Below are 17,411 nucleotides of genomic sequence, written 5' to 3'. Positions count from 1 at the left end.
AAAATGGAATATGGAACGGCGAAGTTTCATAAAATCCCTTTTATTCTTCCCATTTACGCTTCCATTTTTTAAAAAATCTTCTGAAAAAGAAAGAGTCCTCCTTCTTGAAACAGTTGTAGCTGGTTTTAGCTACTATGACGGTGAAAAGGTATGGCAAAAACTTAAGGAAAATGACAAGCTTGTTTTAAAAAGGGAACCCACAAATCCCTATGATGAAAATGCAATAGAGATTTACTGGAAGAAATGGAAACTTGGATATGTTCCAAGAGTAGACAACTCTGTAATTTCACAGATGCTTGACAGAGGAGAAAAACTTCTTACAACAATTACATGGCTTAAAATTGATGATGACCCGTGGGAACGTATAGGTATTAAAATTGAACTGGAGATATCTTGAGATTAGGTATAATTTATAAAATTCCAAAACTTCCTATTCTTTACAGACACAGATTTATATCTCTCATAAAGGAGGCTCTCGGAAAATCTGATTTTAACTATAAAAAAAGTCTTTATCCTGAAGAAGCTGTAAAAAGATCAAAAATAGCCAAACCATTCTGCTTCAGTATCTCTATGCCAAAAGAAAAAACCATAAAAAAAGAAAAAATAGTTATCGATGAAGGCATAGAGATTGAAGACATAGTTTTTTACTTTCCTGAAAACAGTTATATAAATTTCTACATAAGTTCCTTTGATTATCAATTCATAGTAAACCTTTATAATGGACTGCTTGAGATAAAAGAATTTGATTTTGGAAACGGCATATCCTTGAAATTAAACAGAATATTTATGCTAAATGAGAGAAGAATACTAACTGATGAAGTAATATTTAAAACAAACTCACCAATACTTATTGAAGACTCAAAAGAAAACCCGATACTTCCTATAGACTCAGATATTGAATATTTTAATGAACAATTTAATGCTATTCACAGTAGAATTTTAAAGGATATTAGAGGAGAAGGGGTAAAAGGAGAATTAGAATTTGAGCCCCTAAAAATCAGAAAACAAGTTGTTAAGCACACCTTAAAAGGCTTTAGAGAAAAGACCGGCAAACCCTATATGATGCTAACTTGCTTTGAAGGCTGTTTTAAACTTAAAGGTGAACCCGAAGACCTAAAAATGCTTTATCAAATTGGCATTGGATTAAGAACAGGTCAGGGATTTGGCATGGTAGAGGTGGTATAAAGAGATGAAAACAAAAAAAGAGACTGTTACCCGTACCAAATTTAACAAACTTAAGCCTCTTTTCTGGGATTATGAAATCGAATCAGTAAAAAAACATCTTGATTCTGCTTTTGTTATTTCAAGGGTTCTTGAGCTTGCAGATCCCGATCAGTTTGAGGTTTTTAGAAATGCAGTATCCGATGAAAAGATCAAAGAGTTTATAAAAAGTGAAAAAGCGAAAAAGCTCTTGTCAAAAAAATCTTTAAATTTCTGGCAAATCTATTATGGAATTAAAAAAACTTGAACTTCAACATAAAAAGGTAATACTAAAGATTTCAGACTTTCTAAATTTAGGCGAGTTTTATCTTGCGGGTGGAACTGCTGTATATTATTATTTGAGACACAGGAAATCTCTTGACCTTGATTTTTTTACCAATAAGATTTTTGATTTCAGGAACTTTAAAGAATTGTTTAACCAATTTGAGACCTCACATTTAAATCATAACACTATTTATACCACCATTGAAGATATAAAGGTTTCATTCTTTCACTACCCCTATCCCCTTTTGAAACCACTAAATAATCTTGAAATTGTAAAGGTCGCCTCCCTTGAGGATATTGGGGCAATGAAAGTGCTCTCTATAATTCAAAGAGGAAGTAAAAAAGATTTTGTAGACCTTTATTTCATTATAAATACATTAAACCTATCTATAAATGATTTGATAAAACTTTTTACAAAAAAATATGGCAAATTCAATCCTCTCATTATTCATAAAGCACTTGTTTTTTTTGATGATGCTGATAATGAGCCTGATTTGATGATGATAAAAAAGACCGATTGGAGTAAGATAAAAAAATATTTTATGTTTCATTTTGGAAAGTTAAATTAAGGCGGAGTATGAAGAAAGAGAGAATAATTCAGGGAATTAAATGGGATTATGAAGAAAAGGTAAAAATTCCTGAAGAATTTAAAATTTATCTATGGGAATATGAAGATATAGCACCCCTTGAGATTTTAATAAGAAGAGTTCTTAAATATGGCAATTTTGAGGAGATTAGAAAGATTTATGAAATGTATCCCGATAAAGTATATAAAATAGCCCTTAAATATCCTGATACAAAAAGAGGAGTTAAATTTTGGATAAAGAAATGGAAAGACTCTTTGAATTAGCCCTTAAAGTTCAAAACATTTGCACAGATTTTTATCTTGCCAGTGGCACTGCTAATGACTTTGAAAAAAATTTCCTACCCAATCTTACAAAATCTATCTTGGGAACCTTTTAAACTTTGAAGACTACCCAGAATTGCCAATGTGGGTGAAAGAGATATTGGGGGAGTTGGTATGAATAAATTTATAACATTGTATCCAGCAAACTGGCTGTATAATGCAGCAGTGATTGGGTTTTTGAGAGTTATTGCATATGGCAAAGGTGAAGAAGTTATTGATAAATGGTTAAGTGACAATGGAACGGTAACAATTGAACGGGGAATTTTTTCAGAGAGTGTAGCCTTTTATAAAGGGTATAATAAACATAAAGGAGAAAAAGAACTTCCACTTGTTGGAAAAAACAAACGTTATCCCAACTATCTTCAATCAGGAGAGGAATCAGCCTTTGAGGATTATTCAAAAAATCTTAGCAATATAAAAGAGGAAGGCATAGCATGTGGTATTTGTTCACGAAACTTTTCGATTGATTTCTCACAGTTTAATGATAAAACAAAAAAGATTGCAGAGCGAATAACTTCAAATATACAAGTAATACATAACAGTCTTATAGGACCTTCAAAAGGAGAATTTCCGAATTCCTTTTGGAATCTAAACTATTCAATATCAATATGTCCGCTTTGTGCTTATCTTATAATACATCATCATATCCCATTTGAGAGTGCTCAAACACAAAATGGACAAATCTTTATAAATGCACCATCCTTCAAAATAATGTGGCATCTAAATAAATTTGTAGAACAGATATTCAGTAAGAGCAAAGGCTATCAGGTGCGACAGATATTAGGAATTAGTTTTATAGAACTTGCACAGAAGGTTGCTGTAACTTTAGGGGCATGGAGCATAATGAACATTGAGATGGTGATTAAAAGGGGTAATGAAATAGAATATTATTCACTGCCTTATGAGATATCGCGCCTTTTGCTTCAAAAAGATATTGCAAGCCTTATTAGTGCAACAAAAGAGCCTCTGATTTTGGAAATTATCCTTAATGGAAAATTTTCTCATCTACTTACCCTTTCGCATAAAATCCTAAGATATTCAATTACAGAAACAAACGCATTTAATGATAAATATCTCTCACAATTAAGAAACAAAGACACTAAAAGTTTAAAGATTCTTTCAAATATTCTTCCTGAACTATATACAAGAATAAACTCTATAATAAGTCGAGAGGTGATGATATGAATATTTACAATGACATTAATAACAAACTTGACGAACTTTATCAGAAAATAACCCCGGATGATTTTAGCTGGATAGAAGATTTACAAAAGACACTATCACTGTTTATTAAGTTTGAAAAGTTGAAGGATTTTATTAAGGCACTCGAATGTGTTAAAGAAGAACTTGAAAAGGGCGGCACAAAAACAAGTGAGATTAAGATAGTAAGAGGGTTATTAAAGGACTTACAGAAAAGTGAACCAGATTTCCTAATTGAAAATTTGAAACGCGTTGGATATGGAATTGCCCAAAATAACAAATCAATAAAAGATGCTATAAACAAGGAAGCATTGCGTATGCTGGAGCTAGCCAGGCTTGGAAAAAGAGAAGCTGTTATTGGTATGTTAATGAGAATTTTTACTATAAGAAATGCTCAAATTCCTCAAGAACTGATAGAGGCATTAAAACCAAAGTATGATATAAACCAATTCAGGGCTTTTATTTATGCATTTTTAAGTGGGTTTATAACAACAGAAGAATAAAGGAGGAGGTTAGAAATGAATAAAAATGACAATCTGAAAGATTTAAGTGCAATAACACTTACATTGATTTTTGAGGCATCGGCATTAAATAGGGATGAAAAACTTGGAGGTAATATTCCGTCAATTAAGAAACTTACACGGTTTGGAAATAAGACCTTCAGTTATCTATCAAGAGTTGCAGAAAGACATTATCTATTTGAAACCCTCTCAAGAATTTATAAAGATGATTGGACTTCAGCTGTATGTTTTGAATCTGGAGCAGGTGATAATAGAGTAGTTCAATTTGATTTAACAACTCAAAATATTCTAACACATGCTGAACTTGATGCCTTTGGTTATATGTTTACAATAGGTGGTCAACAGAGCATAACCCGAAAAGCTCCTGTTGGTATTACAAAAGCTATTGCACTTGAGACATGGGAAGGTGATATGCAGTTTAACGCCAATCATGACCTTGCTTCCAGATGTGGAGCCAATCCTAATCCAGTAAACAAAGAAGAACATCAATCATTTTTTAAGGTTTCCTTTACAATAGATATTGATAAGCTTGGATATGATGAGTGGTGGATTAATGAAATAAATTATAATGATGGGGAGAAAAAGCTTACATTATCTTTTTCAAATCAAATAAATCATTCTATAGAAGCAGATAAGGGAGAAAAAGAGAAAGAATATATTGTCAAAAAGGGAACTTGTCCAATTGGGAAAATAATAATTAAAGAAGAGAATAACAAGAAAAAAGCCATTTTCGAATTAGAAAAAAATGAAAAACAAAAAAGAATATCTCAAATTCTTGATGTTTTAAAAAATGGACTCATATACCACAGTAGTGGAGAGAATTGTGGCATTGTTCCTCAGTTTATGATTGCTGCCGGGTTAAAGCTTCCAGTTCCTCTATTCCACTCATTTGTTGAATTGGGAAGCTTTGAAAGCTCTATTATGAATAATGAATATATACTTAGCGATGGCAGCAATAAAAAACTTATTTATGTTTATAATCCTAAAAATTTGGTTGGGAACATTGATACCACTAATTTATTCACAGATTGGTATGCATTTTTACAAAGCATAGGAGTTAAACAAAAAAATGCAACATACCAAACAAGTTCTCAAAATTAAAATACATCAGCCAAGTGCCCATTACAGGATACCTTTTAGTTATCAAAGAAGATTTACATACCCAATACCGCCATATTCTACTATAAAAGGATTGATTTGCAATTTAATGGGCATAAGAGATGAAGGTGATGAAAGGCTAACAAAAATAAAGGGATTGTCTTTAGCAATTTATGGGAGATATGAAAGTTTAATTAAAGAATATATCTGGTTTAGAAATTTGAGCAAAAATAGTCATGTTGATAAATTCCATTCAGTAACAAATAGAACTATAGATAATATACCACAGCATCCTGGAGGGCAGATGCCTGTAACAGTGGATGTTTTACAAGATGTGAATCTTATAATATACATATACCATCCAGAGGAAAATTTTTTAAAAAGTATTAAAAAAGCCTTCGAAGATCCTTCAGAGAGACTTTCACCAATTCATCTTGGCAGGTCTGAGGATTGGTTAGTTTTCCAAGAAATAAAATCTGTTGAATTAATACAAAAATCTGCAATGAGCATAAAGTATTTTGCATGGATACCTGCTAAAGAATATGTAGACAAAAATTTCATTGATGGAGATTACGATAACTTTTTTGACGGACTGAACGGAAACATTTTCAGGCTTCCGACATTTTATAAGATAACTGACACCAATCAGCGGGTATTTGAGGAATATGTAACAGTTAAATTATACGAAGGTGAAAGCTTTAAAAAGATGAAATTCTATGTAGACTCTAATGAAAACATACCAGTCATCTTTACAATACTAAGAGGTAATAAAGATGCAAGAAATTCTGGCTAAAAGTAAAATAAATAGTGAAAAGGTTATTACCCTCGCGGAGCACACAAAAGGACTGCTTGAACAGCTTGAAAAATTAAAGAATATGCTATGCAATTATAATATTGATTTTAAATTGCTGAAACTTGCAGTCTTTGCCCATGATATTGGGAAAGTATCTCCTGCCTTTCAAATCTCTGTAGGAAACTGGGACTACTCACCCAAGATACTTTTTCCTGACATACCTCATAGTATTTTTTCATTATTGTGGATTGATAAGGATAATCTTGCAAGAATTATATCTAATACTGATGACATTAAAATACTTCTATCGGCTGTAGCATTTCATCACTGGCGCGATAATTTCCATAATATTATACTTGGTAAGGACCCTGACTTTAAGAGGGCTATAGATCTGGTTTTGCAAAATGAAGATTTAAGGATTAAACTTTTAGAAAATCTGAAATCTCAATTTAATGTTAAAAATTTTGAGAAGTATATTGATATCTTGAGTTTTGATGAAGATATAGCTCAGACAATTCATGATGGGAATGATTTGTTCTCTTATATCATTCCGCCTTATTACAATTATTTTTTACCACAGCGGATAACTTTAAATGAGGAGTATAAAAGGAAGTGGGTATACACTGCAGGGTTTTTAATGAGAATTGACCATTTTACTTCTTATATACAAGAAGAAGAATTATCAGAAGAGATAGAGAAGCCCACTCCTGAATATATGAAAATTGAAGAAAACATAAAAGTTGAAATCTCAAAAAAACTTAGTAAAGATACAATAAAAGATAATGAGATATGGCAGATAAATTTAATGAAAGAAAAACGAGACAAAAATATAATCCTCATAGCACCAACAGGTTCTGGGAAAACAGAATTTGCCTACTTATGGGGAGCAGGAAATAAATTATTTATCACTCTGCCTTTAAGATCTGCAGTAAATTCTATTTATGAAAGGTCAAAGATTATTTTTGGACAAGAGAATGTTGGATTGCTTCACTCTGATGCTGATGTTTATCTTTTTGAAAAATCAGTAAATTATGAAGGAGAAAGATTCAGAGTTCTTGAATTAGCAAGACATTTATCTCTTCCTGTATTGGTTTCTACTGGAGACCAGGTTTTCCCGTCGGCATTAAAATATCCAGGTTATGAAAAAATATATTCAACACTTGGATATTCAAAACTTGTAATTGACGAAGTGCAGGCTTATGACCCAAGAGCAGTAGCAATTATTGTTAAACTTATTGAAGATATTGTAAAACTTGGTGGAAAATTCCTACTAATGACGGCAACACTTCCTACTTTTGTTAAAGAGGCAATAAAGGAAAGAATCGGGGAAGAAAATTTTAAAGTCATCAATAGATACAATCAATATGAAAACATATGTAAGCATAAAATTGAAATCCGAGAAGTTGATATTGAGAAAAATATTGATGAGATATTGAGCAAGGCAAAAGAAGGAAAACGAGTGCTGGTAATCCTTAATACTGTTGAAAAAGCTCAGGAGATTTATAAAAAGATTTCAGAAACTGACAAAGACAATATCTATTTGAAACTTCTTCATTCAAGATTTACTTTTAATGATAGAAAAAGACTTGAAGATGAAATAGTTGGCACTAAAGATAAAATAGGAACCTTTTCTAATCCAAAACCAGACAGTGAAAAAGAGGGAAAAATACTCGTTGCAACTCAAGTTGTGGAAGCCTCTCTTGATATAGATGCAGACATTCTTTATACAGAGCTTGCACCGATAGATTCTCTTGTCCAAAGGATGGGCAGGGTATTAAGAAGAATCAAGGATGAAGAATCTTATAAAAAATATTTAGATGTTAAAGAACCCACATCCCCTAATATTATCATTTTTTATCAAAAACCAGATGATAACATAAAACTATCTTCGGGTGCAGGAAGTGTTTATCAAAACGATTTATTAGTTTTTTCTCTTGCCTTGCTATTTAAAGGTGCAAAACCCGAAATTGACAATAAGATAACAGAATTAAAGAATAAATACTGGACAGAAGAAAAAGAGAAAAGGAAAAAAGCAAAAGTAAAAAATGTATTAAAAGAGTTTCTTGAAGAATTGTTAAAAAATTTTGGCACTAGCAAAACTCAAACAAGGTTTGTCTTTTCTTTAGCCGAGATTGACAAAAATGCATTGGTAGAAGAACTTTACAGCACAATTCCGTCAACATCAAGTTATTTACAAAGATTTTATGAAACCCTTGATATCCTTGATGCGGGTTATATGTCTGATAGAAAACAAGAGGCATTGAAAATATTTAGAGAGATTTACACTGTACCAGCTATAACGGAAGATAGAAAAGAAGAATTTAAAAATGACATCATAAATAGTTTTTTAGCAAAAAATAATTTGAGCTATACACTTTTTAAATCTGAAGTCCTGTCTAAGCATGTCGTTAATATTGACATTAGAAAATATCTTTATAACAACTCACTTAATCTAAATGATGTCTCTTATCTCGCTTATGAACTTAAAGGCGTTAGTGAGGAGCAAATACACAGAATAAAAAAATGGTTAAGTGGAATTTATGTTTTTGCTGGCAAATATACCAATGATATGGGAGTTATTTTTAACATGGAAAACCGAAAAATAGAAAGTCATGATTCAGGAATAGTTGATATATGAAAGAAAATTTTATGCTTAGCAATTCAACTCAAATATTATTATGACCAAGACTCTTTACATTCTCGAATCCGTCAATAATCCGAAATTTCCCTATCGCCTTACAATAAAGCAGGGAGATAAGGTTTTGCTTGCTTTAAGGGTGCAGGATAGATGGCCCGGACAAAGGGGCAACATCTTTTGCATAAGAGAAACTAATCAGGAATTAGACCCTCCCGTAGAAGAAATTGAGAGAGTTCCGATAATTTCATTCAAGCGTTACGGGAAAAGACTTGCAATCGTCCTTGACAGACCTATAAATAAACGATGTGAATTTTTGTTTCTTACAAAGAAGTATAAGACCAAAGAGGGAGAATATGAGCAGATATTCTGGAGAACACAGAAAGCATTAATAGAAAGAAGGCCAAGAGTTAAGCTTACAACCTATTACAAAGACAGATTAAATGTAATAATTGATAACAATGAAAGATATCCATGGAGATTTCCAGAGAGCAATATTGAAAAAGGAAAGTTGCCTGTTGGAGACTATGCATTAAAAGGTGAGAATGAAATTCTGGCTGTAGTAGAAAGAAAGACCTTCGATAACCTTCTTGCAGAATTTGGCAGAATGCAAGCCTTTCATCAACAACTTGGAGAGCTTTCTGCTTATAAAAACTCAGCCCTTGTGATTGAGGCAAATTACTCAGATTTTTTAAATCCAAATAAGGTCAAATTTTACACTCCTTCATTTACTGCGAAGGCAATTGCTGAATTGTATGCACTCCATCCTAAACTGACTATTGTATTTGCTGGTAATCGCAAGCTTGCAAATGAATGGACCTATAGATTTTTCTGTGCTATAAATGCCCATGAAAATGACACTCCCCATGAGACAATCTCAAATTTAATTGAAAATTATGGCACCTGTCCAGATGCAAAGGGAGGAATCTATTTTGAGATAAAGAAAAAGATAGTGAATGACCTTCTTGAAGAATTTCAATTTTCAATGATAAAAGAAATATTTCCTGAGGCACCCCAAACAACTATCAGAAAAGTTTTAAAAGATTTAGAGAAAGAAGGCATTATTGAAAAATATGGTAAAGGTAAAAAGAGTTACTGGAAAAAGGGCTGATGACTGAGCTTGACTTTCAATCTATAAAGACCAATGGTATAAAAGTTAACTATCTTTATGTATGCGAACGAAAACTATGGTTTTTTGACAAAGGAATTCAGATGGAATCAAATTCAGATAGAGTATTAATGGGAAAGATTCTTGGAGATTATTCCTATCCTTATGAAAAGACAAAAAATATTCTGATTGACAACCTTATCAGCATTGATATTGCTGAAGAAGACAAAATAAGAGAAGTTAAATACAGTAACCGTCTTGCCCATGCAGATAGAATTCAACTCCTTTATTATCTTTACTATCTTAAACAATTAGGCATATACAAAAAAGGCATTATAAATTATCCTAAGATGAGGAAAAAGGAAGAAATAGAACTTACAGAGGAATCAGAAAAAGAGGTTGAACAGGCTCTCCTAAAAGTTAAAGAGATTACAAGTTTTGCTGTTCCGCCTCCTATAAAGAAAAAACCTTATTGCACAAAATGTGCTTACTATGAATTTTGTTTTTCAGGAGACAAATGAGATGGCAAGAAATTACTATATCTTTTCAAATGGAAGGATAAAAAGAAAGGAAAATACAGTATACATTGAAAATGAACAGGGAGACAAGAAAGCAATCCCTGTTGAAGATATAGATGCCATTCATATTTTTGGTGAGATAGATTTAAATAGTAAAATTCTTAATTTTCTCTCTCAACAGTGCATTCCTGTTCATTTTTATAATTATTATGGTTTTTATTCTGGAAGTTTTATGCCAAGAGAAAGGAATGTTTCTGGAGAACTTATAGTAAGGCAAGTTCAACACTATCTTGATTATGAAAAAAGACTTTATTTTGCCTACTGTTTTGTAGAAGGTGCAATATTTCATATGCTGAGAAACTTGAGAGAATACAAAAATACAGAGCTTTTTCAGGAAAAAATTAAAAAAGAATATGATTCTGCACTGATGAAAAATAAAATAGCAGATTTAATGGGAAATGAAGGAAGGGCAAGAGATGCCTATTATGAGGCTTTCAATATGATTCTTCGTTCAGATTTTGAAATGGAAAAAAGGGAAAAAAGACCGCCTACAAATCCAATCAATGCTTTGATTTCCTTTGCAAATAGCATGATTTATACCACAGTTCTTAATGAAATATACCACACCCAATTAAATCCAACCATAAGTTATCTTCATGAACCTGGACAAAGAAGATATTCCCTTAGTCTTGATATTGCCGAGATTTTTAAACCCCTTATAGCAGACCCTGTAATTTTTAAGCTTATAAACAACAACATGATAAAACTTGAAGATTTTGAAAAAGATGTAAACTATTGCTATTTAACTGACTCAGGCAGAAAAAAATTCATAAAAGAATTTGATCATAAACTTTCTACTACTATAAAGCACAGAAAATTAAAAAGAAATATTTCCTACAGAAAAATAATCAGACTTGAATGTTATAAATTAATAAAACATTTTATAAATGATGAAGAATACAAGCCTTTTAAAGCATGGTGGTAGCAATGCCTTATCTTATAGTGACTTATGACATTTCTGAAGAAAGGGTTAACAAAGTAAGAAAAATACTAAAAAAATATTTTATGTGGGTACAAAACTCCGTTTTTGAAGGAGAAATTTCAGAGGGGAAACTGGTTAAATGTAAGTTTGAACTTGAAAAAGTTATAGATAAGGAAGTTGACTCCATTTATTTTTATAGCCTTGAAAACCGATTGAATTACAGAAAAACAGTTATCGGAGTGGAAAAAGAAATGACAGGAAATGTGCTTTAAGGTAGGAAAAAATTATGAAGTGATTTAATCTTCAACTTAGCATCAAACCAGATTTTTTTAATTATATAGGAAAATGTTTGATAATGAAAAATTTTTAAAGAATTTTCGTAGAAGTTGAAAAAAATGATGCAAGGATCGATGCGTATAAATTGTTTTTTCTAATTTTGGAAAATTTCGTTAAAAATGATAAAATTGTTGTAAATAAAAGTTTTCATAATTATAAAATAGCTCTTTGACAAGTTTGGTTTCATCTGAACCATGTGGGATATAAATTTATGGACAATCTGCTATGACTGGAGTCGGTAGTTTGTTTCATCTGAACCATGTGGGATATAAATGAAGAAATACATCCTGATGATAGAGATGAGAAACCAGTTTCATCTGAACCATGTGGGATATAAATGCTGTATTTAGGCAGATGATTAGGGCTAACAATTATGAGTTTCATCTGAACCATGTGGGATATAAATCATCTTCATTAATGTATTTAACCCTTATTCTCATAAGTTTCATCTGAACCATGTGGGATATAAATGTGGCTTATAAACAGCTGTCTGGGCAAAATCTGTAAAGGTTTCATCTGAACTATGTGAACATAAATTTGCTGAAGAGTAGATGATAAGTTTCATTGGTACGTAGATAAAAAATCTATAAATCACTGAAAAAAACTTTATAAAAATTTTTTGCTCTTGCTGAGTACTCAGAAGAAAGCTTTTGAGTTTCTTTAAGGATCTGCTCTCGAAGGGGATGTTCTTCAAACCATTGACTGAGTAACTCCTCAGTTACTTCTATATGAAACTGCAAAGCATAAACCTTTTGTCCAAATTTAAAAGCCTGAGCTTCATAAAGAGCGGATTTTGCAAGATGTATCGCGCCAAAGGGTAAATCAAAGGTATCTCCGTGCCAGTGAAAGACTTTAAATTTTCTCCATACATCTCCAACAGATGGATGTTTTGCAAGTGAAATCATTAAAGAGTCTCTTAATCCTTCAGAGGTTAATTCAATATCAAGCCAACCAATTTCTTCACCATGTCCTTTATAAACTCTTGCACCAAGTATATGAGCAATCAATTGAGCACCAAGACATATGCCAAGAACTTTTAAATTTCTGTTTATTGCCTCTCTTATAAGTCTTGAAGTAATCCTTAATTGAGGATATTGTTCCATCTCATAAACTCCCATTGGTCCTCCCATGACTATTAATCCAGTGTATCCATCAAGTGTTGAGGGTAGTTTACCATCTTGAGCTTCAAAAATTTTATAGGGGATAGAATTTTCTCGAAGATAATCTTCTATGTTTCCAGGACCTTCTTCTTTAACATTTTTTATTATCGCTATCATTGTATCTATCCTGCTAAATTCCTTTTTTAATTGAAATTCCGTATTTTTTTATTCTGTAATTTAGCTGTCGTTCAGTTAAACCGAGTGCCTGCGCTGTTTTTCGTATATTAAAATTAAACTTTGGAAGAGTATCAACAATCCTTATTCTTTCAATTTCCTCAACCTCTGTGGGAAGCTTTAATTCACCAGATAGCTTGGGATTCATTTTTATAACTCCTCTAACAGTATCTGGAAGGTCATAGGGTTTGATGATTCTACCTTCTGACATAACAACAAGCCTTTCAATTGTGTTAGCAAGCTCTCTTACATTCCCAGGCCATTCATAGGAAATTAGTATTTTTAATGTATCTTCATCAATTGATACATTTTTTTTATAAATACTACAGAAGCTCTTTAAATAATACTCTATTAGCAGGGGAATATCCTCCTTTCTCTCTCTTAATGGTGGAATGTATATTGGGATTACATTTAGTCTCCAGAAAAGGTCTTCTCTGAAACTACCTTTTCTTATTTCCTCTGAAAGGTCTTTGTTTGTGGCTGAGATTATTCTTACATTAACTTTTACGGTTTTAGATGAGCCAAGAGGCTCCACTGTTCTTTCCTGTAAAACCCTTAAAAGCTTTGGCTGAAGCGAAAGGGGTAATTCACCTACTTCGTCAAGAAATATTGTTCCTTCATTTGCCTGCTCAAACTTCCCAATTCTTTTTACTGCACCAGTAAAAGCCCCTTTTTCTGATCCAAAAAGTTCTGCTTCAAGAAGATTTTCAGGAATTGCAGCACAGTTTATTGCCACAAAAGGACCTTTTGCTCTTTTACTCTGAAAATGAATTGTTTTAGCAATCAATTCTTTTCCAGTTCCTGATTCTCCAAAAAGCAATACTGTAGCATCAGTTCCTGCTACCTTCATAACAGTTTTAAGCACTGCCTGAAAAGAAGGAGACTGCCCAACAAGATTTGGAAAATTGTATCTATCCTTAAGCTGAATTCTTAATAGCAGATTTTCATCTTCCATTACTTTATAGCTTTCCCATAATTTGAGAAACTGGGCAATCAAAGAGGCAACTATTGAAAGAACTCTTAAGTCATCATCAACATCTCCCTGACTTAGTGTATATATTCTATCAGCTGAGATAACTCCGAGCATTTCTTCTTCAATCTTAATTGGAACGCAAAGGAAAGAAATACCCTTTTTATCAGGACGACTTCCTGTTTTATTGAGAAATTGTGGCTCTTTTTCTATATCGGGGATAAACATAGGTAATCCTGTTTCAATAACTTTACCAACTATGCCTTCTCCAATTTTATACTTACCTCTTTGGATTTCTTCTTCAGTAAGTCCATAGGCTGTGACAATTTTTATCTCATCTGTTTTTTTATCAAGGAGAAAAACACAACCTCTTGTCATATCAAGCTTTTTTGAGAGAATTTCCATTACAGAATAAAGATTTTTCTCAAGATCAAAGGAAGAGGTTAAAACCTTACTTACCTCAAAAAGAGCAGTTAATTCTCTGTTGTTTCTTTTATTCATATAGCTTATATACGGCAAATAATTGCCGATGATTAATTATACCATTTATTAGAGTTAGTGTCAATTTGGAGTAAAAATCTCAAAATTGCCGATAGAAAAAACAATGATTTTGTCATTCCGAAGGAGCGTAAGCGACTGAGGAATCTCCTCCTTTTTTTACCAGATAGATTCTTTAATGAGAGATTCCTCGGGGTATTAAACCCCTCGGAATGACTGCTAAACGAAATATTGCCTTTATCTCTATCGGCAATTTTAGGAAAAATCTATTGCATTCTTTTTTTGTGTTAATTATAATGAAAATATGCAAAACGCTGTAAAAATAGATTTATGGACAAAATTAATCAAAGAAAAATATTTGAATAGAGAGCTAAAGAGAAAAAAATTGCTAAAAAAAACCTGTGAAATTCTTAAGGTATACTTTTCAAACAAGAAAGTTAAAGCTGTATATCTGACCGGTTCTTTAATCAATGAAGGAGATTTTTACGATTTTTCAGATATAGACATCGCAGTTGAAAATTTAAGGGAGGATTATTTTAAAATTCTTTGCGAACTTGAGGAGCTTTTGTCTCATAGGGTTGATCTTATTGAGCTTGAGATTTGTCCTTTTAAACAATTAATCCTTCAGAGAGGTTTTAAAATTTTATGAAAAAAGAAAAGATAGCTTTACTTTTAGCATATTTTGAAGAACAAAACAAAATATTAAAAGAACTTTTTAATGAACTAAAATCCCTCAAAATCTCTGACAAGAAAGATACTGTATACATAGGTTTTTTATTACATAACTTATACTGCGCATTGGAAGACTTAATGGAGGAGACAGCAAAAACTTTTGAAAATACCCTTGATGACACTTCAAAATATCATAGAGAACTTCTTAAAAAAATGTTACTTAATGTCAGGGGTATTAGACCACAATTATGGTCAAGTGAGACTTTTAGGTTGCTTGATGAGCTAAGAGGTTTTAGACATATATTCAGGCACGCCTATGGATATGAACTTGACTCAAAGAAAGTTTTTGAAATTCAGAATAAAATGATAAAAAATTGGCTAAAAATAGAAAAAGACATAGAAAAGTTTCAAAAATTCTTGGAAGAAAATATAAAAGAATAAATAAAAAAAGAGGTTGCAGATAAATTCTGCAACCTCTTAATCGAATATAAGTTATTTTTGAATTTTATTTCTTTAAATAGCCTGTTCACCTTTTTCTTTTGTTCTGATTCTTATTGCATCTTCAACTGGTATAATAAATATCTTTCCATCGCCTACATTACCTGTGTAAGCCTTTTCCTGTATAACTTTGACCACCTTTTCAACAAGACTATCAGGAACAACAACCTCAATTTTTATTTTTGGAACAAATAGCACTTCAAGTTCAGAACCTCTGTATATCTCAACATGACCTTTCTGTCTTCCAAAACCCTTTACATCTGTAATAGTCATTCCCTGAATACCTGCTAAAACAAGGGCTTCTTTTACTTCTTCAAATTTGAATGGCTTAATTATTGCCTCAATCTTTTTCATTGCTTCCTCCTTTTCATACTTTTTCTCATTCCGAGGCTAAAGTGCCGAGGAATCTTAATTATAGATTATATGCTCTTTCACTGTGCTGTGATGAGTCAAGTCCTGTAATTTCTTCTTCCTCTGAAACTCGCACTTTCATAAATATCTTTATAATTAAGAATATTATAGCAGTCATTATGGCTGTGTAAACTATTGTTACAAGCACTGCAACTGTCTGAGTCCATAGCTGACCCGGATTCCCATAAATAAGCCCCTTGCCAGCTTCATTAATTGCAGGATCTGCAAAAACTCCTGTAAGAATTGCACCAATTATTCCTGCTACACCGTGAATTCCAAACACATCAAGGGCATCATCGTAACCAAGCTTTGGCTTCATTGCAGTAACACTGAAATAGCATATAAATCCTGCAATTGCACCAATTATAACAGACCCCGCAATGTTTACAAAACCAGCAGCTGGAGTAATGGCGACAAGTCCTGCAATCATTCCAGATGCGATACCAAGTACAGTAGGTTTTTTAGTAACTGCCCACTCTGTAAACATCCAAGCAAGAGCTGCAACTGCTGTAGCAGTATTTGTGTTAATGAATGCCTGTGCAGCAAGTCCATTTGATGCAACAGCACTTCCTGCATTAAATCCAAACCATCCAAACCATAATAGTGCAGCACCAATTGCAACCAAAGTTAAGTTATTTGGAACAAGTAATGTATTTTTCCTTTTGCCAAGTATTAATACTCCAACCAGTGCAGCTATCCCAGCGTTAATATGGACAACTGTTCCCCCTGCAAAATCAAGAGCTCCCATCTTTGCAAGAAATCCTCCACCCCATACCCAGTGAGCAACAGGAACATAAACAAGACTCATCCACAAAACTGAAAAAAGCGCCCATGCTGAAAACTTCATTCTCTCAATGTATGCACCGCTTATTAATGCCACTGTGATAGCAGCAAAGGTAAGCTGGAATACAGAAAAGAGAGCTTCTGGTATTGTTCCCTGAAGAGAGTCTACTTTAACTCCTTCTAAGAATGCCTTGTCAAGGTATCCTATTATTCCTGCGATATCTCCTGAAAAAGTGAGGCTATATCCATAAAATACCCATAAAAAGCTTACAATGCAATAGGTAACAAAGCTCATTGCAATTGTATTAAGAACATCTTTTCTTTTTGCCAAGCCACCATAAAATAATGCAAGTCCTGGGACTGTCATAAGCATAACCAAAGCTGTTGCTACAATCATCCATGCAGTATCACCTGTGTCAAGCTTTGGCTGAGGTTGAGCAGGTGCTTCTGTCTCTGCAAATATTAAATTTGCAGAAAGCGCTAAAATCATCATTATTAATATGAATACACTCAATAACTTTTTCATCTTACTCCTCCTCCTACGAAAAATTTTTTGTTATAAAATTTATATGCATGGGTTTTACCCATTGAAAGCAATGAAGGCAGGGCAGGACAACTCCATTTCACCTGGGTATAAAAGCCCTCAATGGAGTTTGTTGCCT

The 17,411-nt window shown here is 32.6% G+C and carries 21 protein-coding genes and 1 CRISPR repeat array; of the genes, 17 read left to right on the top strand and 4 right to left on the bottom strand.

Features of this window, described 5'->3' with window-relative positions; all coding sequences use genetic code 11:
- The first annotated feature begins 10 nt into the window (after nucleotides 1-10).
- From QI155_RS03890 to cas2, 15 genes are read left to right on the top strand one after another with little or no spacing between them, the layout of a single operon-like run.
- The gene (locus QI155_RS03890) at nucleotides 11-397 is read left to right on the top strand and encodes an HIRAN domain-containing protein (protein WP_068861578.1); all 387 of its coding nucleotides are present in this window, start codon (nucleotides 11-13) and stop codon (nucleotides 395-397) included.
- A complete protein-coding gene (gene cas6, locus QI155_RS03885; RefSeq protein WP_281321155.1) occupies nucleotides 394-1,185 on the top strand; it encodes a CRISPR-associated endoribonuclease Cas6 in 792 nt (263 codons plus the stop codon). Before QI155_RS03890 ends, cas6 begins: the two co-directional genes overlap by 4 nt.
- Before the next feature lie 4 nt (nucleotides 1,186-1,189).
- A complete protein-coding gene (locus tag QI155_RS03880; protein WP_068861576.1) occupies nucleotides 1,190-1,468 on the top strand; it encodes a hypothetical protein in 279 nt (92 codons plus the stop codon).
- Nucleotides 1,449-2,054: a nucleotidyl transferase AbiEii/AbiGii toxin family protein gene (locus QI155_RS03875; RefSeq protein WP_281321154.1), complete on the top strand. Its 606-nt coding sequence runs from the start codon at nucleotides 1,449-1,451 to the stop codon at nucleotides 2,052-2,054. Before QI155_RS03880 ends, QI155_RS03875 begins: the two co-directional genes overlap by 20 nt.
- An 8-nt stretch (nucleotides 2,055-2,062) precedes the next feature.
- Nucleotides 2,063-2,335 (top strand): hypothetical protein, encoded by a 273-nt coding sequence (locus QI155_RS03870; RefSeq protein ID WP_281321153.1) that lies wholly within the window; start codon nucleotides 2,063-2,065, stop codon nucleotides 2,333-2,335.
- Nucleotides 2,314-2,448 carry a hypothetical protein gene (locus tag QI155_RS03865; protein ID WP_281321152.1) on the top strand — a complete coding sequence of 45 codons (135 nt, stop codon included), beginning with the start codon at nucleotides 2,314-2,316 and terminating at the stop codon, nucleotides 2,446-2,448. Before QI155_RS03870 ends, QI155_RS03865 begins: the two co-directional genes overlap by 22 nt.
- A 58-nt stretch (nucleotides 2,449-2,506) precedes the next feature.
- Nucleotides 2,507-3,577, top strand: coding sequence for a Cas8a1 family CRISPR/Cas system-associated protein (locus QI155_RS03860; protein WP_068861572.1), 1,071 nt, complete (start codon nucleotides 2,507-2,509; stop codon nucleotides 3,575-3,577).
- On the top strand, nucleotides 3,574-4,095 hold the full coding sequence (locus QI155_RS03855; RefSeq protein ID WP_281321151.1) for a hypothetical protein: 522 nt from the start codon (nucleotides 3,574-3,576) through the stop codon (nucleotides 4,093-4,095). Before QI155_RS03860 ends, QI155_RS03855 begins: the two co-directional genes overlap by 4 nt.
- Nucleotides 4,096-4,110: 15 nt before the next feature.
- Nucleotides 4,111-5,214 (top strand): type I-B CRISPR-associated protein Cas7/Cst2/DevR, encoded by a 1,104-nt coding sequence (gene cas7i / locus QI155_RS03850; protein ID WP_281321150.1) that lies wholly within the window; start codon nucleotides 4,111-4,113, stop codon nucleotides 5,212-5,214.
- On the top strand, nucleotides 5,183-6,004 hold the full coding sequence (cas5b, locus tag QI155_RS03845; protein ID WP_281321149.1) for a type I-B CRISPR-associated protein Cas5b: 822 nt from the start codon (nucleotides 5,183-5,185) through the stop codon (nucleotides 6,002-6,004). The genes cas7i and cas5b overlap by 32 nt, the downstream gene beginning before the upstream one ends.
- Nucleotides 5,985-8,642, top strand: a complete 2,658-nt coding sequence (cas3, locus tag QI155_RS03840; protein ID WP_281321148.1) for a CRISPR-associated helicase Cas3' — start codon at nucleotides 5,985-5,987, stop codon at nucleotides 8,640-8,642. Before cas5b ends, cas3 begins: the two co-directional genes overlap by 20 nt.
- A gap of 40 nt (nucleotides 8,643-8,682) precedes the next feature.
- Nucleotides 8,683-9,750 (top strand): ERCC4 domain-containing protein, encoded by a 1,068-nt coding sequence (locus QI155_RS03835; RefSeq protein ID WP_281321147.1) that lies wholly within the window; start codon nucleotides 8,683-8,685, stop codon nucleotides 9,748-9,750.
- Nucleotides 9,750-10,268, top strand: a complete 519-nt coding sequence (gene cas4 / locus QI155_RS03830; protein WP_281321146.1) for a CRISPR-associated protein Cas4 — start codon at nucleotides 9,750-9,752, stop codon at nucleotides 10,266-10,268. The genes QI155_RS03835 and cas4 overlap by 1 nt, the downstream gene beginning before the upstream one ends.
- Nucleotide 10,269: 1 nt before the next feature.
- Nucleotides 10,270-11,250, top strand: coding sequence for a type I-B CRISPR-associated endonuclease Cas1b (gene cas1b, locus QI155_RS03825; RefSeq protein ID WP_281321145.1), 981 nt, complete (start codon nucleotides 10,270-10,272; stop codon nucleotides 11,248-11,250).
- A 2-nt stretch (nucleotides 11,251-11,252) separates the two neighbouring features.
- A complete protein-coding gene (gene cas2 / locus QI155_RS03820; RefSeq protein ID WP_281321144.1) occupies nucleotides 11,253-11,519 on the top strand; it encodes a CRISPR-associated endonuclease Cas2 in 267 nt (88 codons plus the stop codon).
- 244 nt (nucleotides 11,520-11,763) lie between these two features.
- Nucleotides 11,764-12,121: direct repeats of the CRISPR family, unit length 29 nt; unit sequence GTTTCATCTGAACCATGTGGGATATAAAT.
- Between the two features lie 46 nt (nucleotides 12,122-12,167).
- Here the strand turns inward: cas2 and QI155_RS03815 are convergent.
- Nucleotides 12,168-12,860, bottom strand: a complete 693-nt coding sequence (locus QI155_RS03815) for a type 1 glutamine amidotransferase (protein ID WP_068861064.1) — start codon at nucleotides 12,858-12,860, stop codon at nucleotides 12,168-12,170.
- A 13-nt stretch (nucleotides 12,861-12,873) separates the two neighbouring features.
- Nucleotides 12,874-14,388 carry a sigma 54-interacting transcriptional regulator gene (locus tag QI155_RS03810; protein ID WP_068861066.1) on the bottom strand — a complete coding sequence of 505 codons (1,515 nt, stop codon included), beginning with the start codon at nucleotides 14,386-14,388 and terminating at the stop codon, nucleotides 12,874-12,876.
- A gap of 301 nt (nucleotides 14,389-14,689) precedes the next feature.
- Here QI155_RS03810 and QI155_RS03805 point away from each other — a divergent pair, with 301 nt between their 5' ends.
- Nucleotides 14,690-15,034 carry a nucleotidyltransferase domain-containing protein gene (locus QI155_RS03805; RefSeq protein WP_068861068.1) on the top strand — a complete coding sequence of 115 codons (345 nt, stop codon included), beginning with the start codon at nucleotides 14,690-14,692 and terminating at the stop codon, nucleotides 15,032-15,034.
- Nucleotides 15,031-15,498 (top strand): hypothetical protein, encoded by a 468-nt coding sequence (locus QI155_RS03800; protein ID WP_281321143.1) that lies wholly within the window; start codon nucleotides 15,031-15,033, stop codon nucleotides 15,496-15,498. The genes QI155_RS03805 and QI155_RS03800 overlap by 4 nt, the downstream gene beginning before the upstream one ends.
- A gap of 72 nt (nucleotides 15,499-15,570) precedes the next feature.
- Here QI155_RS03800 and QI155_RS03795 read toward each other — a convergent pair whose 3' ends face one another.
- Nucleotides 15,571-15,909, bottom strand: a complete 339-nt coding sequence (locus QI155_RS03795; protein ID WP_068861072.1) for a P-II family nitrogen regulator — start codon at nucleotides 15,907-15,909, stop codon at nucleotides 15,571-15,573.
- Between the two features lie 58 nt (nucleotides 15,910-15,967).
- Nucleotides 15,968-17,275 carry an ammonium transporter gene (locus QI155_RS03790; protein WP_281321142.1) on the bottom strand — a complete coding sequence of 436 codons (1,308 nt, stop codon included), beginning with the start codon at nucleotides 17,273-17,275 and terminating at the stop codon, nucleotides 15,968-15,970.
- Nucleotides 17,276-17,411: the final 136 nt, after the last annotated feature.

It is taken from the genome of Thermodesulfovibrio sp. 1176, from assembly GCF_029946585.1.
Taxonomy (GTDB): domain Bacteria; phylum Nitrospirota; class Thermodesulfovibrionia; order Thermodesulfovibrionales; family Thermodesulfovibrionaceae; genus Thermodesulfovibrio.
Note: the sequence above shows the minus strand (reverse complement) of the source record. Positions and strands in the feature narration are given on the sequence as shown.